Origin of the sequence: Rhabdobacter roseus (assembly GCF_014202275.1) — a bacterium.
Lineage (GTDB): Bacteria > Bacteroidota > Bacteroidia > Cytophagales > Spirosomataceae > Rhabdobacter > Rhabdobacter roseus.
In genome coordinates this window covers 472568-487338 of record NZ_JACHGF010000001.1, presented here as the reverse complement: position 1 = coordinate 487338, position 14771 = coordinate 472568, and the positions used below count along the sequence as shown (strand labels likewise).

Sequence of the window (14771 nt, the reverse complement as noted above, 5' to 3'; positions counted from 1 at the left end):
GGCTTTATTTCGTCATGTTACCGGATTTAGTCAGCATATATGATTTCCAAAACGTACAGCCCTCAAGAGATAGAAGACAAGTGGTACGCCTACTGGATGGAGCACAGGTACTTCAGTTCCCAGCCCAATCCCGACAAGGAGCCCTACACCATCGTGATTCCGCCGCCCAACGTCACGGGGGTACTTCACATGGGGCACATGCTTAATAATACCATTCAGGATATTCTGGTACGCAAAGCCCGCATGGAGGGCAAAGAAGCCTGCTGGGTACCCGGTACCGACCACGCGTCCATTGCTACCGAAGCCAAGGTAGTAGCGATGCTCAAGGAAAAAGGGATTAACAAAAAAGACCTGAGCCGCGAGGAGTTTATAACCTACTGCTGGGAATGGACCCACAAGTACGGCGGCATAATCCTGCAGCAGCTCCGCAAGCTGGGCGCCTCCTGTGACTGGGACCGCACGCGCTTCACCATGGAGCCTAGCCTCTACGACGCCGTCATTGAGGTCTTTATTGATTTGTACGAAAAAGGAGATATTTACCGGGGCCACCGCATGGTCAACTGGGACCCGCAGGCGCGCACGACGCTCTCCGACGAGGAGGTGATTGCCAAAGAGGTCAATCAGAAGCTGGTGTACCTCAAGTACCCCCTAGTGGACTCCGAGTCAGAAGCCCTCACCATTGCCACCACCCGCCCCGAAACCATCATGGCCGACGTGGCCATCTGCGTGAACCCGGCCGATGAGCGCTACCAGCACTTGGTCGGGCAGCAGGTACTTATCCCATTGATCAACCGGGCGATCCCTATCATTGCCGACGAGTACGTAGAGATGGAGTTCGGAACCGGCTGCCTCAAGGTAACGCCTGCCCACGATACCAACGACTACGAGCTCGGTAAAAAGCACAATCTGCCCATCATCGACCTGCTCAACGAAGACGGTACCCTGAACGAAAAGGCGCAAATCCTGGTGGGCGAAGACCGCTTCGTGGCCCGGAAGAAAATCCTGAAGCTACTCGAAGAAGCAGGAAACCTGGAGAAGGTGGAAGAGTACAAATCCAATGTGGGCCACTCGGAACGTACCAATGCCGTGGTGGAGCCGCGGCTGTCGGAGCAGTGGTTCCTGCGCATGGAGCGCCTGGGCAAGCCCGCCCTCGACAACGTGCTGAACGACACCGTGCAGCTCATTCCGCCCAAGTTTAAGAATACCTACCGCCACTGGATGGAAAACATCCGCGACTGGAACATCAGTCGGCAGCTCTGGTGGGGGCACCGCATCCCGGCTTACTACCTTCAGGACGGCACCGTGATCGTGGCCCGCAGCAAGCGCGAGGCTTTGCGCAAAGCCCAGCACGAGTACCAACTCTTTGCCCTCACCGAGGAAGACATCCGGCAGGACGACGACGTACTAGACACTTGGTTTTCGTCCTGGCTGTGGCCCATCTCGGTGTTCAACGGAATTAAGGAGCCCGACAACGACGACATCAAGTACTATTACCCCACCAACGACCTCGTCACGGCCCCCGAGATTTTGTTCTTCTGGGTCATGCGGATGATCGTGGCCGGCTATGAGTACCGGGGTACTTATCCGTTCAAAAACGTGTACCTGACCGGCATCGTGCGCGACAAACTGGGCCGCAAGATGTCGAAGTCGCTCGGTAACTCGCCCGACCCGCTGATTCTGATCGAGCAGTACGGCGCCGATGGCGTCCGGACGGGCATGCTCTTTAGCTCGCCCGCGGGCAACGATCTACCCTTCGACGAGAAGCTCGTGGAGCAGGGCCGTAATTTCTGCAACAAAATCTGGAACGCCTTCCGGCTCGTCAAAGGCTGGGAAGTGAGCGCCCAGGTACCTCAGCCTGGTTCGTCGCAGCAGGCCGTAGCGTGGTTTGAGTCGCGGCTCAACCTGGCCCTGACGGAGGTACTTGACCTCTTCACGAAGTTCCGGATTTCGGATGCGCTCAATGCCGTGTACAAGCTCATCTGGGACGATTTCTGCTCCAACTACCTCGAGATGATCAAGCCCGGCTACGAGCAGCCCATCGACCCCGGTACCTACGAGGCCACGCTCGACTTTTTCGACCGCCTCATGCGGCTCACGCACCCGTTCATGCCCTTCATTACGGAGGAGATCTGGCAGAACATCCGTGAGCGAGGTACCTCCGAGTCCGTCTGCGTGGCCGATTATCCTCGTCCGGGGAGCATCGATAGTACTCTGCTGGGCCAGTTTGAGGTACTTGCGGAGGTAGTTTCGGCCATCCGTAACCTGCGCAATACCAAGGGCCTTAGCCCCAAGCTGGAGCTCCCGCTGGCCATCAAAACCGACGCACCCGAGCAGTACCAGCCGCTGGAAGGACTACTGCGAAAGCTGGCCAACGTAGCCGCCCTTGAGTACGTCAGCGAGCAGGTAGAAGGCATGTCGTTTCTGGTGCGGTCGGATGAGTTCTTCATCAACCTGGCCGGAGAAATCGACGTAGAAGCTGAGCGCGAAAATCTGCAAAAGGAGCTGGAATACACCGAAGGCTTCTTGAACTCGGTCATGAAAAAACTATCCAACGAGCGCTTCGTACAAAACGCCAAAGGCGACGTAGTAGAAAAAGAGCGCCAAAAACAGGCCGACGCCGAAGCCAAAATCGCCACCATTCGGGAAGCGCTGGCGCGGCTGGGGTAAAGGTACCTTTGTTTTATTCTTGCAAAAAGCGGAGACAGGTACCTGTCTCCGCTTTTTTAGGTTTACACCAGGAGGTATGTGGATAAAGGAGCTACTTAGCAACCCAATGCACTGTACTTCGAAAAAATCATTAGACTACATGTTCCCATATATAGAACTTTTTGGATACCTTAGTAGGTTGAAAAAATAGGCATGGAAAGAATATTTGCAAAAAAGACTCTGAGAGAATTTTGGGAGAAACATGTCGATTCGGAGCAGTACCTCAAGACCTGGTACGATACCGCCATGAGCGCCAATTGGAAAAACCCGAATGAGGTAAAAAGTACCTACGCCAATGCAAGTATTTTGAAAGATGGTAGAATCGTTTTTAACATAAAAGGAAATACGTACCGGTTAGTGGCGAAGTTTAACTTTGAGAAGCAATGGATTTTTATTCGTTTTATCGGCACCCACACCGACTATGATAAAATCAACGCGAATACTATTTAGAATAAGATAGTTATGAATATTAAATTGATCAGAACCGAAGCGGAATACCAACAGGCCCTGGACAGGTTAGAAGCCATTTTTAACGCTCCGGTCGGTACGCCCGAAAGCGATGAAGCCGATCTTCTGGGATTACTAATAGACGAGTACGAAAAAAAGTACTATCCTATTGAAGCGCCTGACCCTATTGAGGCCATCAAAATAAGGATGGAAGAAATGCAATTGAAACAAAAGGATTTAATCCAGGAAATGGGCGGTAAAAGTCGGGTATCGGAAGTTCTGAGCCGAAAGAGGAAATTGACCGTAGAGATGATTCGAAATTTGGCCGTTCGGCTGAATCTATCGGCCACTGTCTTAGTTAAAGATTATCAGCTAGCTGAATAGAAGTATAATAGCTCTTGTATTCTTTGTGTTTTTTTCTGATTAAATAACTTCCGAATGAAACCAAGGCTCCATACACCTTTTACTTTCCTAATCATATCGCTTTTAGCTATTTTAACAAATTGTAGTTCACCCTCCTATGACAAAGAAATGCCGAATGATTCTTCCTTTAAAGTTATCGGCAAATTGGATCGTTACGATTCATCCAATGGAATTTACAAAAGGAGCTACACAGGCGGGGATTCTACGGTTAAGGCACCTCTGAGCGAGGCAGAAATAGCAAAGAATTTATGCCGCCTTTGTGAAAATTGATTTTCTAAGCTTTCCTAACGAGTTTGAATGCCGAATATTTAGTAGCGGCACATTGCCTAGTTTTTCAACAACTATTATTGTCACGTACAAGGGAAAGAGAAAAGAGGTCACTAATACAACATTCTGTGACAGGAAAATACAGCAAACCAATGCTGATAACTTTGACAAATTTTCAAGTTTAATCTTCGGATTTCTTTATAATAAACCCCACGTTCAACCATTAAAAGATAGTGACCTTATATTTGAGTAAATTGGATTATTTAAAAATACAAACAACGGCTTACTTTAACTCATGAAATTATACCTTACCTTCGCCTTACTTTTGGTTTTTAGCTTTTTTACTAGGGCTCAGCACACAAGCAGTCAAACAGTTACCCATGAAACATTACCGGAATTCCCTGGAGGGGCACAACAATTCTATAAATATATAGGCAAGAATTTTAAGTACCCTAAATCAGCAGTCAAAGCTGCGTATCAAGGATCAGTCGAAGTAAATTTTGTTATCGATAATAATGGAAAGATTAAAGTAGACTCTCTTGATTTCGGGAAAATGTACTTTAACAAAAAGAATATAGATAATACTTTAGAAATTAAAGCAAAAGAGGAAACAACGGCAGAGCTTAAAAGGGTATTTGAAAGTTCACCTGCTTGGAAGCCTGCTTACAAAGACGGCCTCCCTGTCTGGGTTCATTTTAAAATGGTTTATAATTTATATTTTGAGTAGCCCTTGTAATCTTTTTTTATATATAGTTTATTCTCAAACTACTGTTCATAGTTACTACTCTTTTAGTACATGTTTTAAGCTTCCATGTTACTTCGTAAAACATCTATCTACTCAAAAAACGTCAGCCAAATCGGCCGACGTTTTTTGCTTTCCTTGTAAAAACCTTCTTCAAACGCTATTCTAAACTACCTTACTTTTATGAAATACCTACCTTGGTTCTATTGACGCTAAGTACCTTGGCGGAAGCTGTCAGTTATGACCATGAGTAAGGATTAGCCGTTGCTTATATGATTCTTAGCTGGTTGAATAGGCCATTTAAAGTACCTTCATTCGATTACCGATGCGGATTTTCGTACCAGATTACGCCCAGCCCTTGGCTGTCTTCGCCAAAGTTTTCTTCACAGATCAACACATCCAGGTCACCGTCCTGATCGACATCCAGCAATACTACTTTGTCATACTTGGCGCTATGCACACCCGAAATACTGCGGAAGGGCGCGCCAGGTTGGTCAAGGTCTTTCCCACTGATCCAGGCAAGGCCATTCTTTTCGAGCCCCTGGGTTTCGGTACTGTAGACCAGATCCGCCACGCCATCACCGTCCATATCGCCTACTTCAACGGACTTGGGGCTGCCGAAATCATCGGGCACGGCAAGCCGTGTCGTTTCCCGCCAAGAGCGACCGCCTGCATCCTGGCGTTCAAAAATCCGGATGGTTCGGTGCGTTTTTTCCGTAATGACTACTTCCTCTACCCCATCGCCGTCCGTATCGGCCATGGTCATAAACATCACTTCCAGTCCGGCTGCCCCGATCATATGGCTGGACCAGGGAGCTTTCTGAGTCTTGCCCAAGCCGGGGTTTTCCAACCAGCGACATCCCCTCCGGTCCCCCCGCCGGTCCGTAATGACGAGGTCGGTATCGCCGTCGCCGTCCATATCCCGAAACAAAATGGACATGATCCAGCCAGCAGGGGTGATGGTATGCCAAGTCCAGGCCGCCAGGTTTTTGGGATCTTTCGGCGACTCAAACCAGCCTACCTCGGCTTTGGGACCCTTACCACCTACCACCAAATCTACCCCGTTTTTACCGTCAAGATTTATTGGCTGTGCGTACATCCACATCATTTTACCAACCGAAGCCGGAAGTACCTCCTGCCGCCACTGCTTCGGGTCCAGTAGATTTCCAGAAAGCGACCAGTGCACATAGATCTTCTCAGTGTGGCCTTCTGTGCAGCTAATAATTTCCGGCTTGCCGTCGCCATCCAAATCCGCAAAAACGGCATCTTCTACGTCGGGCGTGGTACCTACCGTCACGGCGGGCCAGGGTTCTTTTACCTTACTCAATCCCGGATGAAGGTACAGCCGGGTGAGGCTACCTTCTTCCCATCCCGTGACAATATCCCATAACCCGTCGCCATTCATATCGGCCATTTTGATGCCATCGGCCCCACTGGAAGAGGAGTCGATGGTGTGACGCGGCCAGGGCTGGGATTGACCGTAGCTGATCACCAATCCTAAGCGCAAACTCAGAAGCAGCGTTATTGTAAGGTACCTTATGTTTCGCAATGCGCTTTGCATAGTACATATTTGGTTTCTGTAGCTTGAGCGTACGGCCTTATTTATGAGTAAGCACACCCATCACCTCTTTTACTTTTATTGGAATAATTCACTCTTACCATCCCCGTTAGGTAAACTACTTCTTGTTCTTTAATCAGGCCATCGGCCTTTTTAGTTTCTTTACAGGAAAAACGCTACTTGCTAAACTACCTTCATGAAACAACTACTTACCCTGGCCCTACTGGCGCTAAGTACCCTGGCCAGCGCCCAAAGTACCTCGGACGCCTCCTCCTACCTTAAACTACTTCCCGGCTCGGAGCCGTCGGAGCGGAAGCGGCTGGAGTTGCGGTCGGACGTGGACAGTACCTGGCACCGCTGGAAAGACCGCGGCTACCATTTTGGGTTCAATCCGCAGCTTACGCCCATGTATACCACCGTGGACGGCATCCTAAGTACCCCGTACATGATCCAGGTGCGGGGCAACGAAAACGAACGCAACCGCAAACGCTGGGGCTACCACGTTTTTGAAGGCTACGCCCGCGACGACAAGTCGCGCATCACGATGCTCGTCAACAAGCACGAGGAAGAGGGCCGCCCCGTGGCCGAAGCCTACTACTATAGTACCGTCTATGACCACTCCGAAGCCGCCTACAACTGGTTTCGGCTAGGCTCCGACGTGCGTCAGCATTCGTTTTTGTTTGGTCGTGACAAGGCCATTTTTTACGGCTCGCTGCGGCTTACCAACGCGCTCACGCTGGGCAACGTGGGCCGGGCCGACATCCGGACGGAAGAGGTAAAGGCCGACGCCGAACGCGAATACGCCGAAGACGCCAAGTACGTCAATTTCAAAGAATTGAAAAACAGCGGCGACGGCACGATGTTTTACGACAAAGACAACAACATCGTGGTCATCAAGGTAGAAGGCAAATGGATGAAAGTAGCCGTGGAGCCCCTACCCGCCGGTGTAAAGTACCCTTTTGAGTAGTTAAAGGAAGCCAAAAAACGTAGCGCCATGCACACCGGACAAGCCGAAATCCAGCTCGTCGAAGGGATGCTGTTCCAAACCTTCGGACAAGTACCCCTGGCGCTGGACGTCCGGCTGCTGCCGGGCGGGAGCATCAATATGGCCGTGCGGGCGGGGTCGTCGCTGGGTACTTTTTTTATTAAATGGAACGACGCCGACCGCCTGGATATGTTCCTGACCGAAGCGCAGGGTCTGGAGGTACTTCGGCAAACGGGTACTTTCAGCATCCCGGAGGTACTTGGCCAAGGTACTTTTTCGGGCAAAGCTTACTTGGTACTTGAGTACATCGAGCCCGCGCGCCACCGGCCCGAATACTGGCCGGCTTTCGGCGAAGCGCTCGCGCAGCTGCACCAGCATACGCAGGCGTCGTTCGGGCTGTCCTTCGACAACTACCTCGGCGCACTGCCCCAACGCAATGCACTATTGAACGATGGTATTGAATTTTTTATAGAAAACAGACTAAAACCACAGGCAGGATTAGCCTTGTACAATAACCTGATCTCAAAGGTACTTTACGACCGCTTCGAAAAGCTCTACCAGGTACTTCCTGATCTATTGCCTCCGGAAACTCCCGCCCTGCTGCACGGCGATTTGTGGTCGGGCAATGTAATTGTGGATACCGCGGGCCGGGCTGCGCTGGTGGACCCCGCTCCTTACTACGGGCTCCGCGAGGCCGAAATGGCTTTTACCAAGCTATTTGGTGGGTTCGACGGCGCTTTTTACCAAAGGTACTTTGAGGTACTTCCGGTGGAGCCGGGTTTTAAGGAGCGCATCCCGCTTTATAATTTGTATCCGCTGCTGGTGCATGTCAACCTGTTTGGGAAAAGCTACGTGAGTGCTGTGGAGCGGGTAGTTAATCGTTTTTAGGTTGGATAAAAGTAAGTTTCACTCTTCTGGTTTTGGTTTTTTTACTGAAAATAAATTTGCACTTTTCTTATACACTACGTACCTTGGTAGTATTAACTTGTCCTAGATCCAACTACCCACTCAACGTAGCTGTAGCATGACCGCCAAAACCGAACATGACCTGGCCTTACCCGTAGGCGTAACCCTCGATCGCTTCATTATGCGCAGCCAAAGCGCCTTCCCTTACGCCACGGGCGAGCTCTCGCAGCTACTCCGGGACATTGCTTTGGCGGGGAAAATCATTGACCGCGAGGTCAACAAAGCCGGGCTGGTAGACGTGACGGGTGCCCACGGAACGTCCAACATCCAGGGCGAAAATCAACAAAAGCTGGATGTGGTGGCCAACATCCGGTTTATCCGGGCGCTCAAGAATGGCGGCGAGGTGTGCGCCATCATCTCGGAAGAGGACGAGGATATCCTGTACACCGGCAACGACAAAGGCAAGTACGTGGTGGCCATGGACCCGCTCGACGGCTCTTCCAACATCGACGTCAACGTGTCTATAGGTACCATCTTCTCGATTTACCGCCGTGTTACGCCCGTAGGTACCCCCGCTACCCTGGCCGATTTTATGCAGGGCGGGCGCAAGCAGGTGGGGGCAGGGTACATTCTGTACGGCTCGTCTACCATGCTGGTGTTTTCTACGGGCTGTGGCGTCAACGGCTTCACCTACGACCACTCCCTGGGCGAGTTTATTTTATCGCATAAGAATATCCGTTGCCCGCAAGACGGCAGCATCTACTCCATCAACGATGGCTACTACAACAGCTACCAACCGGCCGTGCAGGAGTACCTCCTCGACAGCCGCCAGCGGGGCTACTCGGCGCGCTACATTGGCTCGCTCGTGGCCGACTTTCACCGCAACATGTTCAAGGGCGGTATTTACCTATATCCCCCTACCCAGGCCGAGCCAAAGGGCAAGCTGCGGCTGCTGTACGAATGCTACCCGTTGGCGCTCATAGCGGAGCAGTCGGGCGCTAAGGCTTCCGACGGCTACGGCGACGTGCTGGACATCGAGCCCAGCGCGCTGCACCAGCGCACACCTTTCTACGTCGGCTCGGCCCGCATGGTGGATGACATCACGGCGCGGCTCTAACCCCGCCAAAGTACCTCTACGACCACCCAAGTACCCTGGGCAGCGCTTGCTACGCTCAGGGTACTTTTTTTATTTCTCAAAACAAAAAATAGCCGTTTATAGAAAATTATTTATTGTTTTACGATAAATTTATCCATCTTTGCTCCATCAAATTTAACCTTAGTAGCAAGATGAGAACGGAACGAATCTTGAGAATCCTGCGCGTGGTATCCTGGTGGATCTACATCGGGGCCATCGTACGGGCCTTGGTTCAGGTAGGCTTTTTTGTAGGCCTTCTGTTGTCTAAAGAAGGTACCACACCGGGCAACCTGCTCGCGCAGCCCCAGGGGCTGTTGCTCTTTGTACTCGCCTTTTCTCTGTCATTTACCGTCGTGATGTTGTACGTAAACCTATGGAAAAGGGTAAAGGACGTGCTGACTCGTATTACCATCAGCAACCCCTTCACCATGGACATAGCCCGGATGCTGGAAAAAACCGGGTACCTGCTGTTGACGATCTGGATCATCAGCTTTATAGGCTTGAATTTCCGCCACTACCTCAAAAAGCACTTCTCAAGTTTAGGGCAGGCGCTTGATGGCATCGATGCCGATCTCCTGGGCTTTGACGCCCGCGGAATGTACCTCCTGGCGGCGGCGCTGGTGTACGTCATTTCGCAAGTATTCAAGCGGGGCGTGGAGCTACAGCAAGAGAACGAACTGACGATCTAACGCCCGGAAGGGGGTACTTTACGCTTCCTTTATAAAGGTGGAGAAAAAGCAATTAGAAAAAATGAATGAGCACGAAAAATGAAAACGAAAGATATACTGGCAGTTTTTAAATGGGTAGCCCGCGTGTTGTATCTGGGTACTTTGGTCTGGGTACTTTTATTATTGGCTATTTCTATCCATGCGTTTGACCTCCCCAGCTGGATGGCGGCGCAAAACGAGGCAGCCGAGCCGCTTCAGCGCTTCCGAACTCATCATCCGCAGCAGTACTTTTTCTTCTTGGGTTTTACGCTACTAATAGCCGTCCTCAAACTGCTTCTGTGGAAAAACATTACGGACGTATTAGAAAACATTAAAATGACCAATCCCTTTACCAGTCCCGTGGCCTCCAAGCTCGAAAACGTAGGCAACTTGCTGGTCATCATTTGCTTGATTAGCTTCCTGGCCAACCTCAGCCTGGAAAACATCACGCAGGTAATGGATGTAAAAAGCCTTACGCATAACCGGCTGTTTAACTTGAATAGCGACGCCTCGTACTTGCTCTACGCCGGGGTAGTGTACGTTATTTCAAAAATATTCAAGCGGGGTGTGGAGCTGCAGCAGGAAAACGAGCTGACGATCTAGCGATGGGAATAAGGTACTTTCTTTCGCTTTTAAGTCCGAACTAATCATAAGTATTGAACCAAACTAATGAGCAAATAAAATGAAAACGGAAGATATACTAAGTCTTTTTAAATGGCTGGCCCGTATCATGTACGTAGGAGCCATTATTGGGGTACTTGTACAGGCGGGAATCTTTGTAACTAATTTCTATCTGCCCGATACCCCTTCCCCGCACAATAAGATTAATATCCCTCTTTACGATCTACGAATTGACCACCCCGAACTGTACTTCCAGCTTTTGTGTCTAACGATTTTGCTGGCCATTGTTAAGTTTTTACTTTGGAAAAATATGGCGGATATCTTGGGGAAAATTTCTTTAAGTACCCCTTTTACCAAACCCATCGCCTCGAAGCTCGTGAACGTCGGGCATGTGCTGGTCACTATATCTTTTCTTAACTTTACCAGTGAGTACGTTCTACAGCAAATCGCAGGAATTGAAGGCATGGCTCCTCTTCTGGCGAGTAGCTTCTTCAAATTTGATAGCGACGCCTCGTACTTGCTCTACGCCGGGGTAGTGTACGTGATGTCGCAACTATTCAAGCGGGGCGTGGAGCTGCAGCAGGAAAACGAACTGACGATCTAGCGATGGGTATTGTAGTCAATGTGGACGTGATGATGGCCCGGCGTAAGATGTCGCTCACTGAGCTGGCCGAAAAGGTGGATATCACGATGGCCAACCTCTCCATCCTGAAAACCGGCAAGGCCAAGGCGATCCGCTTCTCGACGCTGGAGGCGATCTGTGCCGCGCTGGACTGCCAGCCCGGCGATATTCTGGAGTACGTACCGGACGTAGCCGAGCCCGTACCCGCCTAAAGGTACTTTGGGCGGGCCTCAGGTACCTTTGCTTTTTTCTGAAAAACCCGAAGGTGCAATAGTTTTAGTACCTTTGTGGCATGGAACCCACTGCTACCCATCCGTTCGAGCAATTCAAGCTCAACCGCCAGCTAATCAACGCCATCGACGACGCGGGCTACGAAGAGCCCACGCCCATTCAGCAGCAGGCGGTACCGCTCGCCCTGGCGGGCCACGACGTACTGGGCATCGCCCAAACGGGCACCGGCAAGACCGCCGCCTTCGTGCTACCGCTGCTCATGAAGATCAAGTACGCGCACGACGAGCACCCGCGGGCGCTCATTCTGGCCCCTACCCGCGAGCTGGTGATCCAGATAACCCGGGCCATCGAGGAGCTGAGCCTCTACACCGACATCCGGACGGTATCGCTCTACGGAGGTACCGGCCCCAAGGCCCAGATCGAGGCCATCCGGCGGGGCGTCGACATTGTGGTAAGTACCCCCCGACGCTTTATGGATATTTATCTCAAAGGCGAAATCACCGTCAAGCACATCCAGACGATGGTCCTCGACGAGGCCGACAAAATGATGGACATGGGCTTTATGCCGCAGATCCGCAGCCTGCTAGAAATCCTGCCCCGCAAGCGACAAAACCTGCTTTTCTCGGCTACTTTTCACGAAAAAGTGGAGCGGCTTTCGCACGAGTTTCTAGAGTTCCCGATGCGCGTGGAAGTAACGCCCTCCGCCACCACGGCCGAAATGGTGACGCAGCGCCTTTATGAACTACCTAATTTTAGAACCAAGCTCAACCTGCTGGAGCTGCTCTTTCGGAACGAAACCGACTACAACCGCGTGCTGATCTTTGTGCGCAGCCGGGAAGTAGCCGACAACGTATACAAATTTTTGGAACGGAAAGTGGTAGCCGAGGGGGAAATCCGGGTGATCCACGCCAACAAGGGCCAAAACACCCGCCTGAACGCCATGGACGCCTTCCGCGAGGGCAACGTGCGGGTACTGGTAGCGACCGACGTAGCCTCGCGCGGCATCGACATCAGCGAAGTGAGCCACGTAATCAACTTTGACGTACCGCTTATCTACGAAGACTACGTGCACCGGATCGGGCGTACGGGACGCGCCAACCGCACCGGCGAGGCCATCACCTTCATGACGGAGGCCGACGAATACCACATTGAGAAAATAGAGCAGCTGATCCGGATGCAAATTCCGCGCGTGGACCTGCCCGATGAGCTCGAACAAGTACCTACGCCCTTCGACGAGCGGCAGGATCAGCTCCGGGAAATCGACGACCAGCGGAAGCGGGAAGACCCCGACTTCAAGGGCGCTTTTCACGAAAAGAAAAAACGCCCCGCGCCAGCCCCTAAAAAGAAAGGCTCCGATAAAAACCACAAAGCCCGTAAGCGCCCCAAACGCTAGTACAATAAGATCCTCACCTCCTACGTTTTAGATGGCACACGCAACCAACCTCATGCTCTGTTATTTTCTTTTATGAAGAACGTACCACTTCACCTTTTCCTGACGTTTTTCGCTCCCCTGTGGAGCCTGGCCCAAGGCGTGCAGCTGGTCAGCAGTGGCCGTACGCTGGACACCAACGTGTCGCAGGTAAAGCCACTAAGCCTGGCCGAACGCCAGGTTTTGCCGCTTTTTGGCGAACAACGCAAAACTCCCGAACAGATCGACAAGGAAATTCGCTTCCTGAACGAATGCGACAAAAGCTTTGGCAGCCGCGACGAAGCCAGCCAGTTTTTTACGGCCCGCGGCTGGGAGTACCTGCAGGAAGGCCAGCTCGATACGGCCTGTTACCGTTTCAATCTGGCGTACCTGCTCAACGACAAAAACGTGGATGCTTACTGGGGCCTGGGGGTAGTTTCGTACCAGAAAAATAAACTCGAAGACGCCGAACGCATGTTGCGCAAAGGCGTGGATTTGTCGCCCGATAACGTAGCGCTGCTGGTGGACCTTGCCACCATTGAGCTTAAGCACTACGCCGAAATAAACGACACCAACGACCTGGAAGAAGCCCAAAAGGTACTTGAGCACGCCGTGTCGCTGGACTCGACTTACGCTCAAACCCACTATAATCTCTCGCTCATCGCCTACTACCGTCAAGACTACCCCAAAGCCTGGGAGCACTTGCACGAGGGGCGGAAGATCAATTTTTCCGCGATGAATTTTGAGTACATCGAGTTGCTCCGCGCCAAATTCCCCGACCCGCAGGGATTCTTTAAGTAAAGTTAATCCCCTAACGTACCCTTTTTGAAAAAGATGCTGCACAGGAAGCCACACGGTACTTCTAGGTACCTGCGCGCAAACTATTCGCCAGAAAAAAAGCGCATGTGTGAAGGTGGGGATTCCCAGCGCTAAACTTCATCAAAAGGACAATGCCTGAATTTACTACCTCGCTTTCCTGGAAGCAGGAAACTCCGCTTTTTGCAAAACGGCAACTAACGGTCCGTTTCTTTTGGCTCGTCACGAACATATTCTAAAATATCCCCTGGCTGGCAATCCAATACACTACAGATTGTTTCTAAAGTACTAAATCGGATGGCCTTGGCTTTACCGGTCTTTAGTATGGAGAGGTTTGATAACGTCAAACCAACTTTGTCTGAAAGTTCATTTAGCGACATTTTTCGTTTAGCCATCACAACGTCTAAATTCACAACAATGCCCATCGCTTAAACCGTTAAATCGTTTTCGCTTTGGATAGCTACGCCTTTTTTGAAAATAGTTGCAATAATATAGATGACAGCCCCCATCAAAATAAAGGCCTGGCTGTCAACCCAAAACGGGTTTACGTGGTCGGTAACTAAACCATGATGCATTAAGTTTTTAGCGAACTGTCTGGCGATGTAACTCAACAGCCCAATGGAAAGGGTGTAATAACTAATTTGTGAAATTTGTCTCGCAACAAAAGTGCTGAACGGTTTTGACAAATCCATGGTGTGCATCAGGCTGATCACTATATAAAATAGGTACGCTTTTAAAATAGAAAGGGTTAGAATAAAGCTATACATACCGAAAAAAGCCCCTTGACTAGCTTCATACATGTCCAGTAAGTCCAACTTTTGATAAAGATTTTGGACAAATTCAGGCTTATACAAGCTGAAAAAGAAATTGACTAGTAAGCCTCCGGCTTCAATGGACAAGCCGACAAAAATGACCCAAGCCACACTATATAAGCCCCAAAATACGAAGTTGTTTGTCTTTGACATCGTTGTTAACATTTAAATGGATGGTCAAAGGTACTAATATTTATTGATAAACAATAAATATTGATTTTTATTCAAAAAATATTCGTCGCATAGCCGAGGTACCTTTACAAGGGTATTGATGAGCTCAGATTGGGTAGTAAATGGATAAGCTTGAATAGGAAAGGGAGTGTAATGTGCAAGCGTTCCGGTGTCTTTTTCCAAATTCGCTAACGAGGGCTTCCGACGGTACTCC

16 protein-coding genes are annotated in these 14771 nt (G+C 50.5%); 13 read left to right on the top strand and 3 right to left on the bottom strand.

Annotated features, from left to right (window positions below; all coding sequences use genetic code 11):
- Positions 1 to 39 precede the first annotated feature (39 nt).
- The 4 genes from HNQ92_RS02060 (at position 40) to HNQ92_RS02045 (ending at position 4570) form a co-directional block, all read left to right on the top strand.
- On the top strand, positions 40 to 2667 hold the full coding sequence (locus HNQ92_RS02060) for a valine--tRNA ligase (RefSeq protein WP_184170166.1): 2628 nt from the start codon (positions 40 to 42) through the stop codon (positions 2665 to 2667).
- Positions 2668 to 2859: 192 nt separating this feature from the next.
- Positions 2860 to 3156, top strand: coding sequence for a type II toxin-antitoxin system HigB family toxin (locus HNQ92_RS02055; protein WP_184170163.1), 297 nt, complete (start codon positions 2860 to 2862; stop codon positions 3154 to 3156).
- Between the two features lie 12 nt (positions 3157 to 3168).
- The gene (locus HNQ92_RS02050; protein ID WP_184170160.1) at positions 3169 to 3537 is read left to right on the top strand and encodes a helix-turn-helix domain-containing protein; all 369 of its coding nucleotides are present in this window, start codon (positions 3169 to 3171) and stop codon (positions 3535 to 3537) included.
- 601 nt (positions 3538 to 4138) lie between these two features.
- The gene (locus HNQ92_RS02045) at positions 4139 to 4570 is read left to right on the top strand and encodes an energy transducer TonB (protein ID WP_184170157.1); all 432 of its coding nucleotides are present in this window, start codon (positions 4139 to 4141) and stop codon (positions 4568 to 4570) included.
- Positions 4571 to 4904: 334 nt separating this feature from the next.
- On the opposite strand, the gene HNQ92_RS02040 is transcribed toward HNQ92_RS02045, so the two are convergent.
- Positions 4905 to 6092: an FG-GAP repeat domain-containing protein gene (locus HNQ92_RS02040; protein ID WP_184170154.1), complete on the bottom strand. Its 1188-nt coding sequence runs from the start codon at positions 6090 to 6092 to the stop codon at positions 4905 to 4907.
- A gap of 247 nt (positions 6093 to 6339) precedes the next feature.
- On the opposite strand from HNQ92_RS02040, the gene HNQ92_RS02035 reads away from it, so the two are divergent.
- The 9 genes from HNQ92_RS02035 to HNQ92_RS01995 all read left to right on the top strand — a co-directional run bounded on the left by HNQ92_RS02035 (position 6340) and on the right by HNQ92_RS01995 (position 13559).
- A complete protein-coding gene (locus tag HNQ92_RS02035) occupies positions 6340 to 7110 on the top strand; it encodes a hypothetical protein (protein ID WP_184170151.1) in 771 nt (256 codons plus the stop codon).
- A 27-nt stretch (positions 7111 to 7137) separates the two neighbouring features.
- Positions 7138 to 8016, top strand: a complete 879-nt coding sequence (locus tag HNQ92_RS02030) for a fructosamine kinase family protein (protein WP_184170148.1) — start codon at positions 7138 to 7140, stop codon at positions 8014 to 8016.
- 136 nt (positions 8017 to 8152) lie between these two features.
- Entirely contained in the window at positions 8153 to 9151 is a 999-nt protein-coding gene (gene fbp, locus HNQ92_RS02025; protein ID WP_184170145.1) for a class 1 fructose-bisphosphatase, read from the top strand.
- A 170-nt stretch (positions 9152 to 9321) separates the two neighbouring features.
- Positions 9322 to 9858 (top strand): DUF2975 domain-containing protein, encoded by a 537-nt coding sequence (locus tag HNQ92_RS02020; protein WP_184170142.1) that lies wholly within the window; start codon positions 9322 to 9324, stop codon positions 9856 to 9858.
- A 78-nt stretch (positions 9859 to 9936) separates the two neighbouring features.
- The gene (locus tag HNQ92_RS02015; protein WP_184170139.1) at positions 9937 to 10479 is read left to right on the top strand and encodes a DUF2975 domain-containing protein; all 543 of its coding nucleotides are present in this window, start codon (positions 9937 to 9939) and stop codon (positions 10477 to 10479) included.
- Between the two features lie 79 nt (positions 10480 to 10558).
- Positions 10559 to 11101 carry a DUF2975 domain-containing protein gene (locus tag HNQ92_RS02010; protein WP_184170135.1) on the top strand — a complete coding sequence of 181 codons (543 nt, stop codon included), beginning with the start codon at positions 10559 to 10561 and terminating at the stop codon, positions 11099 to 11101.
- 2 nt (positions 11102 to 11103) lie between these two features.
- The gene (locus tag HNQ92_RS02005; RefSeq protein WP_184170132.1) at positions 11104 to 11331 is read left to right on the top strand and encodes a helix-turn-helix domain-containing protein; all 228 of its coding nucleotides are present in this window, start codon (positions 11104 to 11106) and stop codon (positions 11329 to 11331) included.
- An 80-nt stretch (positions 11332 to 11411) separates the two neighbouring features.
- A complete protein-coding gene (locus HNQ92_RS02000) occupies positions 11412 to 12743 on the top strand; it encodes a DEAD/DEAH box helicase (protein ID WP_184170129.1) in 1332 nt (443 codons plus the stop codon).
- 72 nt (positions 12744 to 12815) lie between these two features.
- Entirely contained in the window at positions 12816 to 13559 is a 744-nt protein-coding gene (locus tag HNQ92_RS01995) for a tetratricopeptide repeat protein (RefSeq protein WP_184170126.1), read from the top strand.
- Positions 13560 to 13771: 212 nt separating this feature from the next.
- Here HNQ92_RS01995 and HNQ92_RS01990 read toward each other — a convergent pair whose 3' ends face one another.
- On the bottom strand, positions 13772 to 13999 hold the full coding sequence (locus HNQ92_RS01990) for a helix-turn-helix domain-containing protein (protein ID WP_184170122.1): 228 nt from the start codon (positions 13997 to 13999) through the stop codon (positions 13772 to 13774).
- Positions 14000 to 14002: 3 nt separating this feature from the next.
- Complete coding sequence (locus HNQ92_RS01985) at positions 14003 to 14539, bottom strand: DUF2975 domain-containing protein (protein WP_184170119.1); 537 nt, start codon at positions 14537 to 14539, stop codon at positions 14003 to 14005.
- Between the last annotated feature and the right edge of the window lie 232 nt (positions 14540 to 14771).

Bases quoted from the DNA above. Each gene is read 5' to 3' on its own strand.
- HNQ92_RS02030 (WP_184170148.1), top strand. From the start codon at position 7,138: ATGCACACCGGACAAGCCGAAATCCAGCTCGTCGAAGGGATGCTGTTC.
- HNQ92_RS02000 (WP_184170129.1), top strand. From the start codon at position 11,412: ATGGAACCCACTGCTACCCATCCGTTCGAGCAATTCAAGCTCAACCGC.
- HNQ92_RS02015 (WP_184170139.1), top strand. From the start codon at position 9,937: ATGAAAACGAAAGATATACTGGCAGTTTTTAAATGGGTAGCCCGCGTG.
- HNQ92_RS02045 (WP_184170157.1), top strand. From the start codon at position 4,139: ATGAAATTATACCTTACCTTCGCCTTACTTTTGGTTTTTAGCTTTTTT.
- HNQ92_RS01990 (WP_184170122.1), bottom strand. From the start codon at position 13,999: ATGGGCATTGTTGTGAATTTAGACGTTGTGATGGCTAAACGAAAAATG.
- HNQ92_RS01985 (WP_184170119.1), bottom strand. From the start codon at position 14,539: ATGTCAAAGACAAACAACTTCGTATTTTGGGGCTTATATAGTGTGGCT.
- HNQ92_RS02060 (WP_184170166.1), top strand. From the start codon at position 40: ATGATTTCCAAAACGTACAGCCCTCAAGAGATAGAAGACAAGTGGTAC.
- HNQ92_RS02050 (WP_184170160.1), top strand. From the start codon at position 3,169: ATGAATATTAAATTGATCAGAACCGAAGCGGAATACCAACAGGCCCTG.
- HNQ92_RS02055 (WP_184170163.1), top strand. From the start codon at position 2,860: ATGGAAAGAATATTTGCAAAAAAGACTCTGAGAGAATTTTGGGAGAAA.
- HNQ92_RS02020 (WP_184170142.1), top strand. From the start codon at position 9,322: ATGAGAACGGAACGAATCTTGAGAATCCTGCGCGTGGTATCCTGGTGG.
- HNQ92_RS02035 (WP_184170151.1), top strand. From the start codon at position 6,340: ATGAAACAACTACTTACCCTGGCCCTACTGGCGCTAAGTACCCTGGCC.
- fbp (WP_184170145.1), top strand. From the start codon at position 8,153: ATGACCGCCAAAACCGAACATGACCTGGCCTTACCCGTAGGCGTAACC.
- HNQ92_RS02010 (WP_184170135.1), top strand. From the start codon at position 10,559: ATGAAAACGGAAGATATACTAAGTCTTTTTAAATGGCTGGCCCGTATC.
- HNQ92_RS02005 (WP_184170132.1), top strand. From the start codon at position 11,104: ATGGGTATTGTAGTCAATGTGGACGTGATGATGGCCCGGCGTAAGATG.
- HNQ92_RS01995 (WP_184170126.1), top strand. From the start codon at position 12,816: ATGAAGAACGTACCACTTCACCTTTTCCTGACGTTTTTCGCTCCCCTG.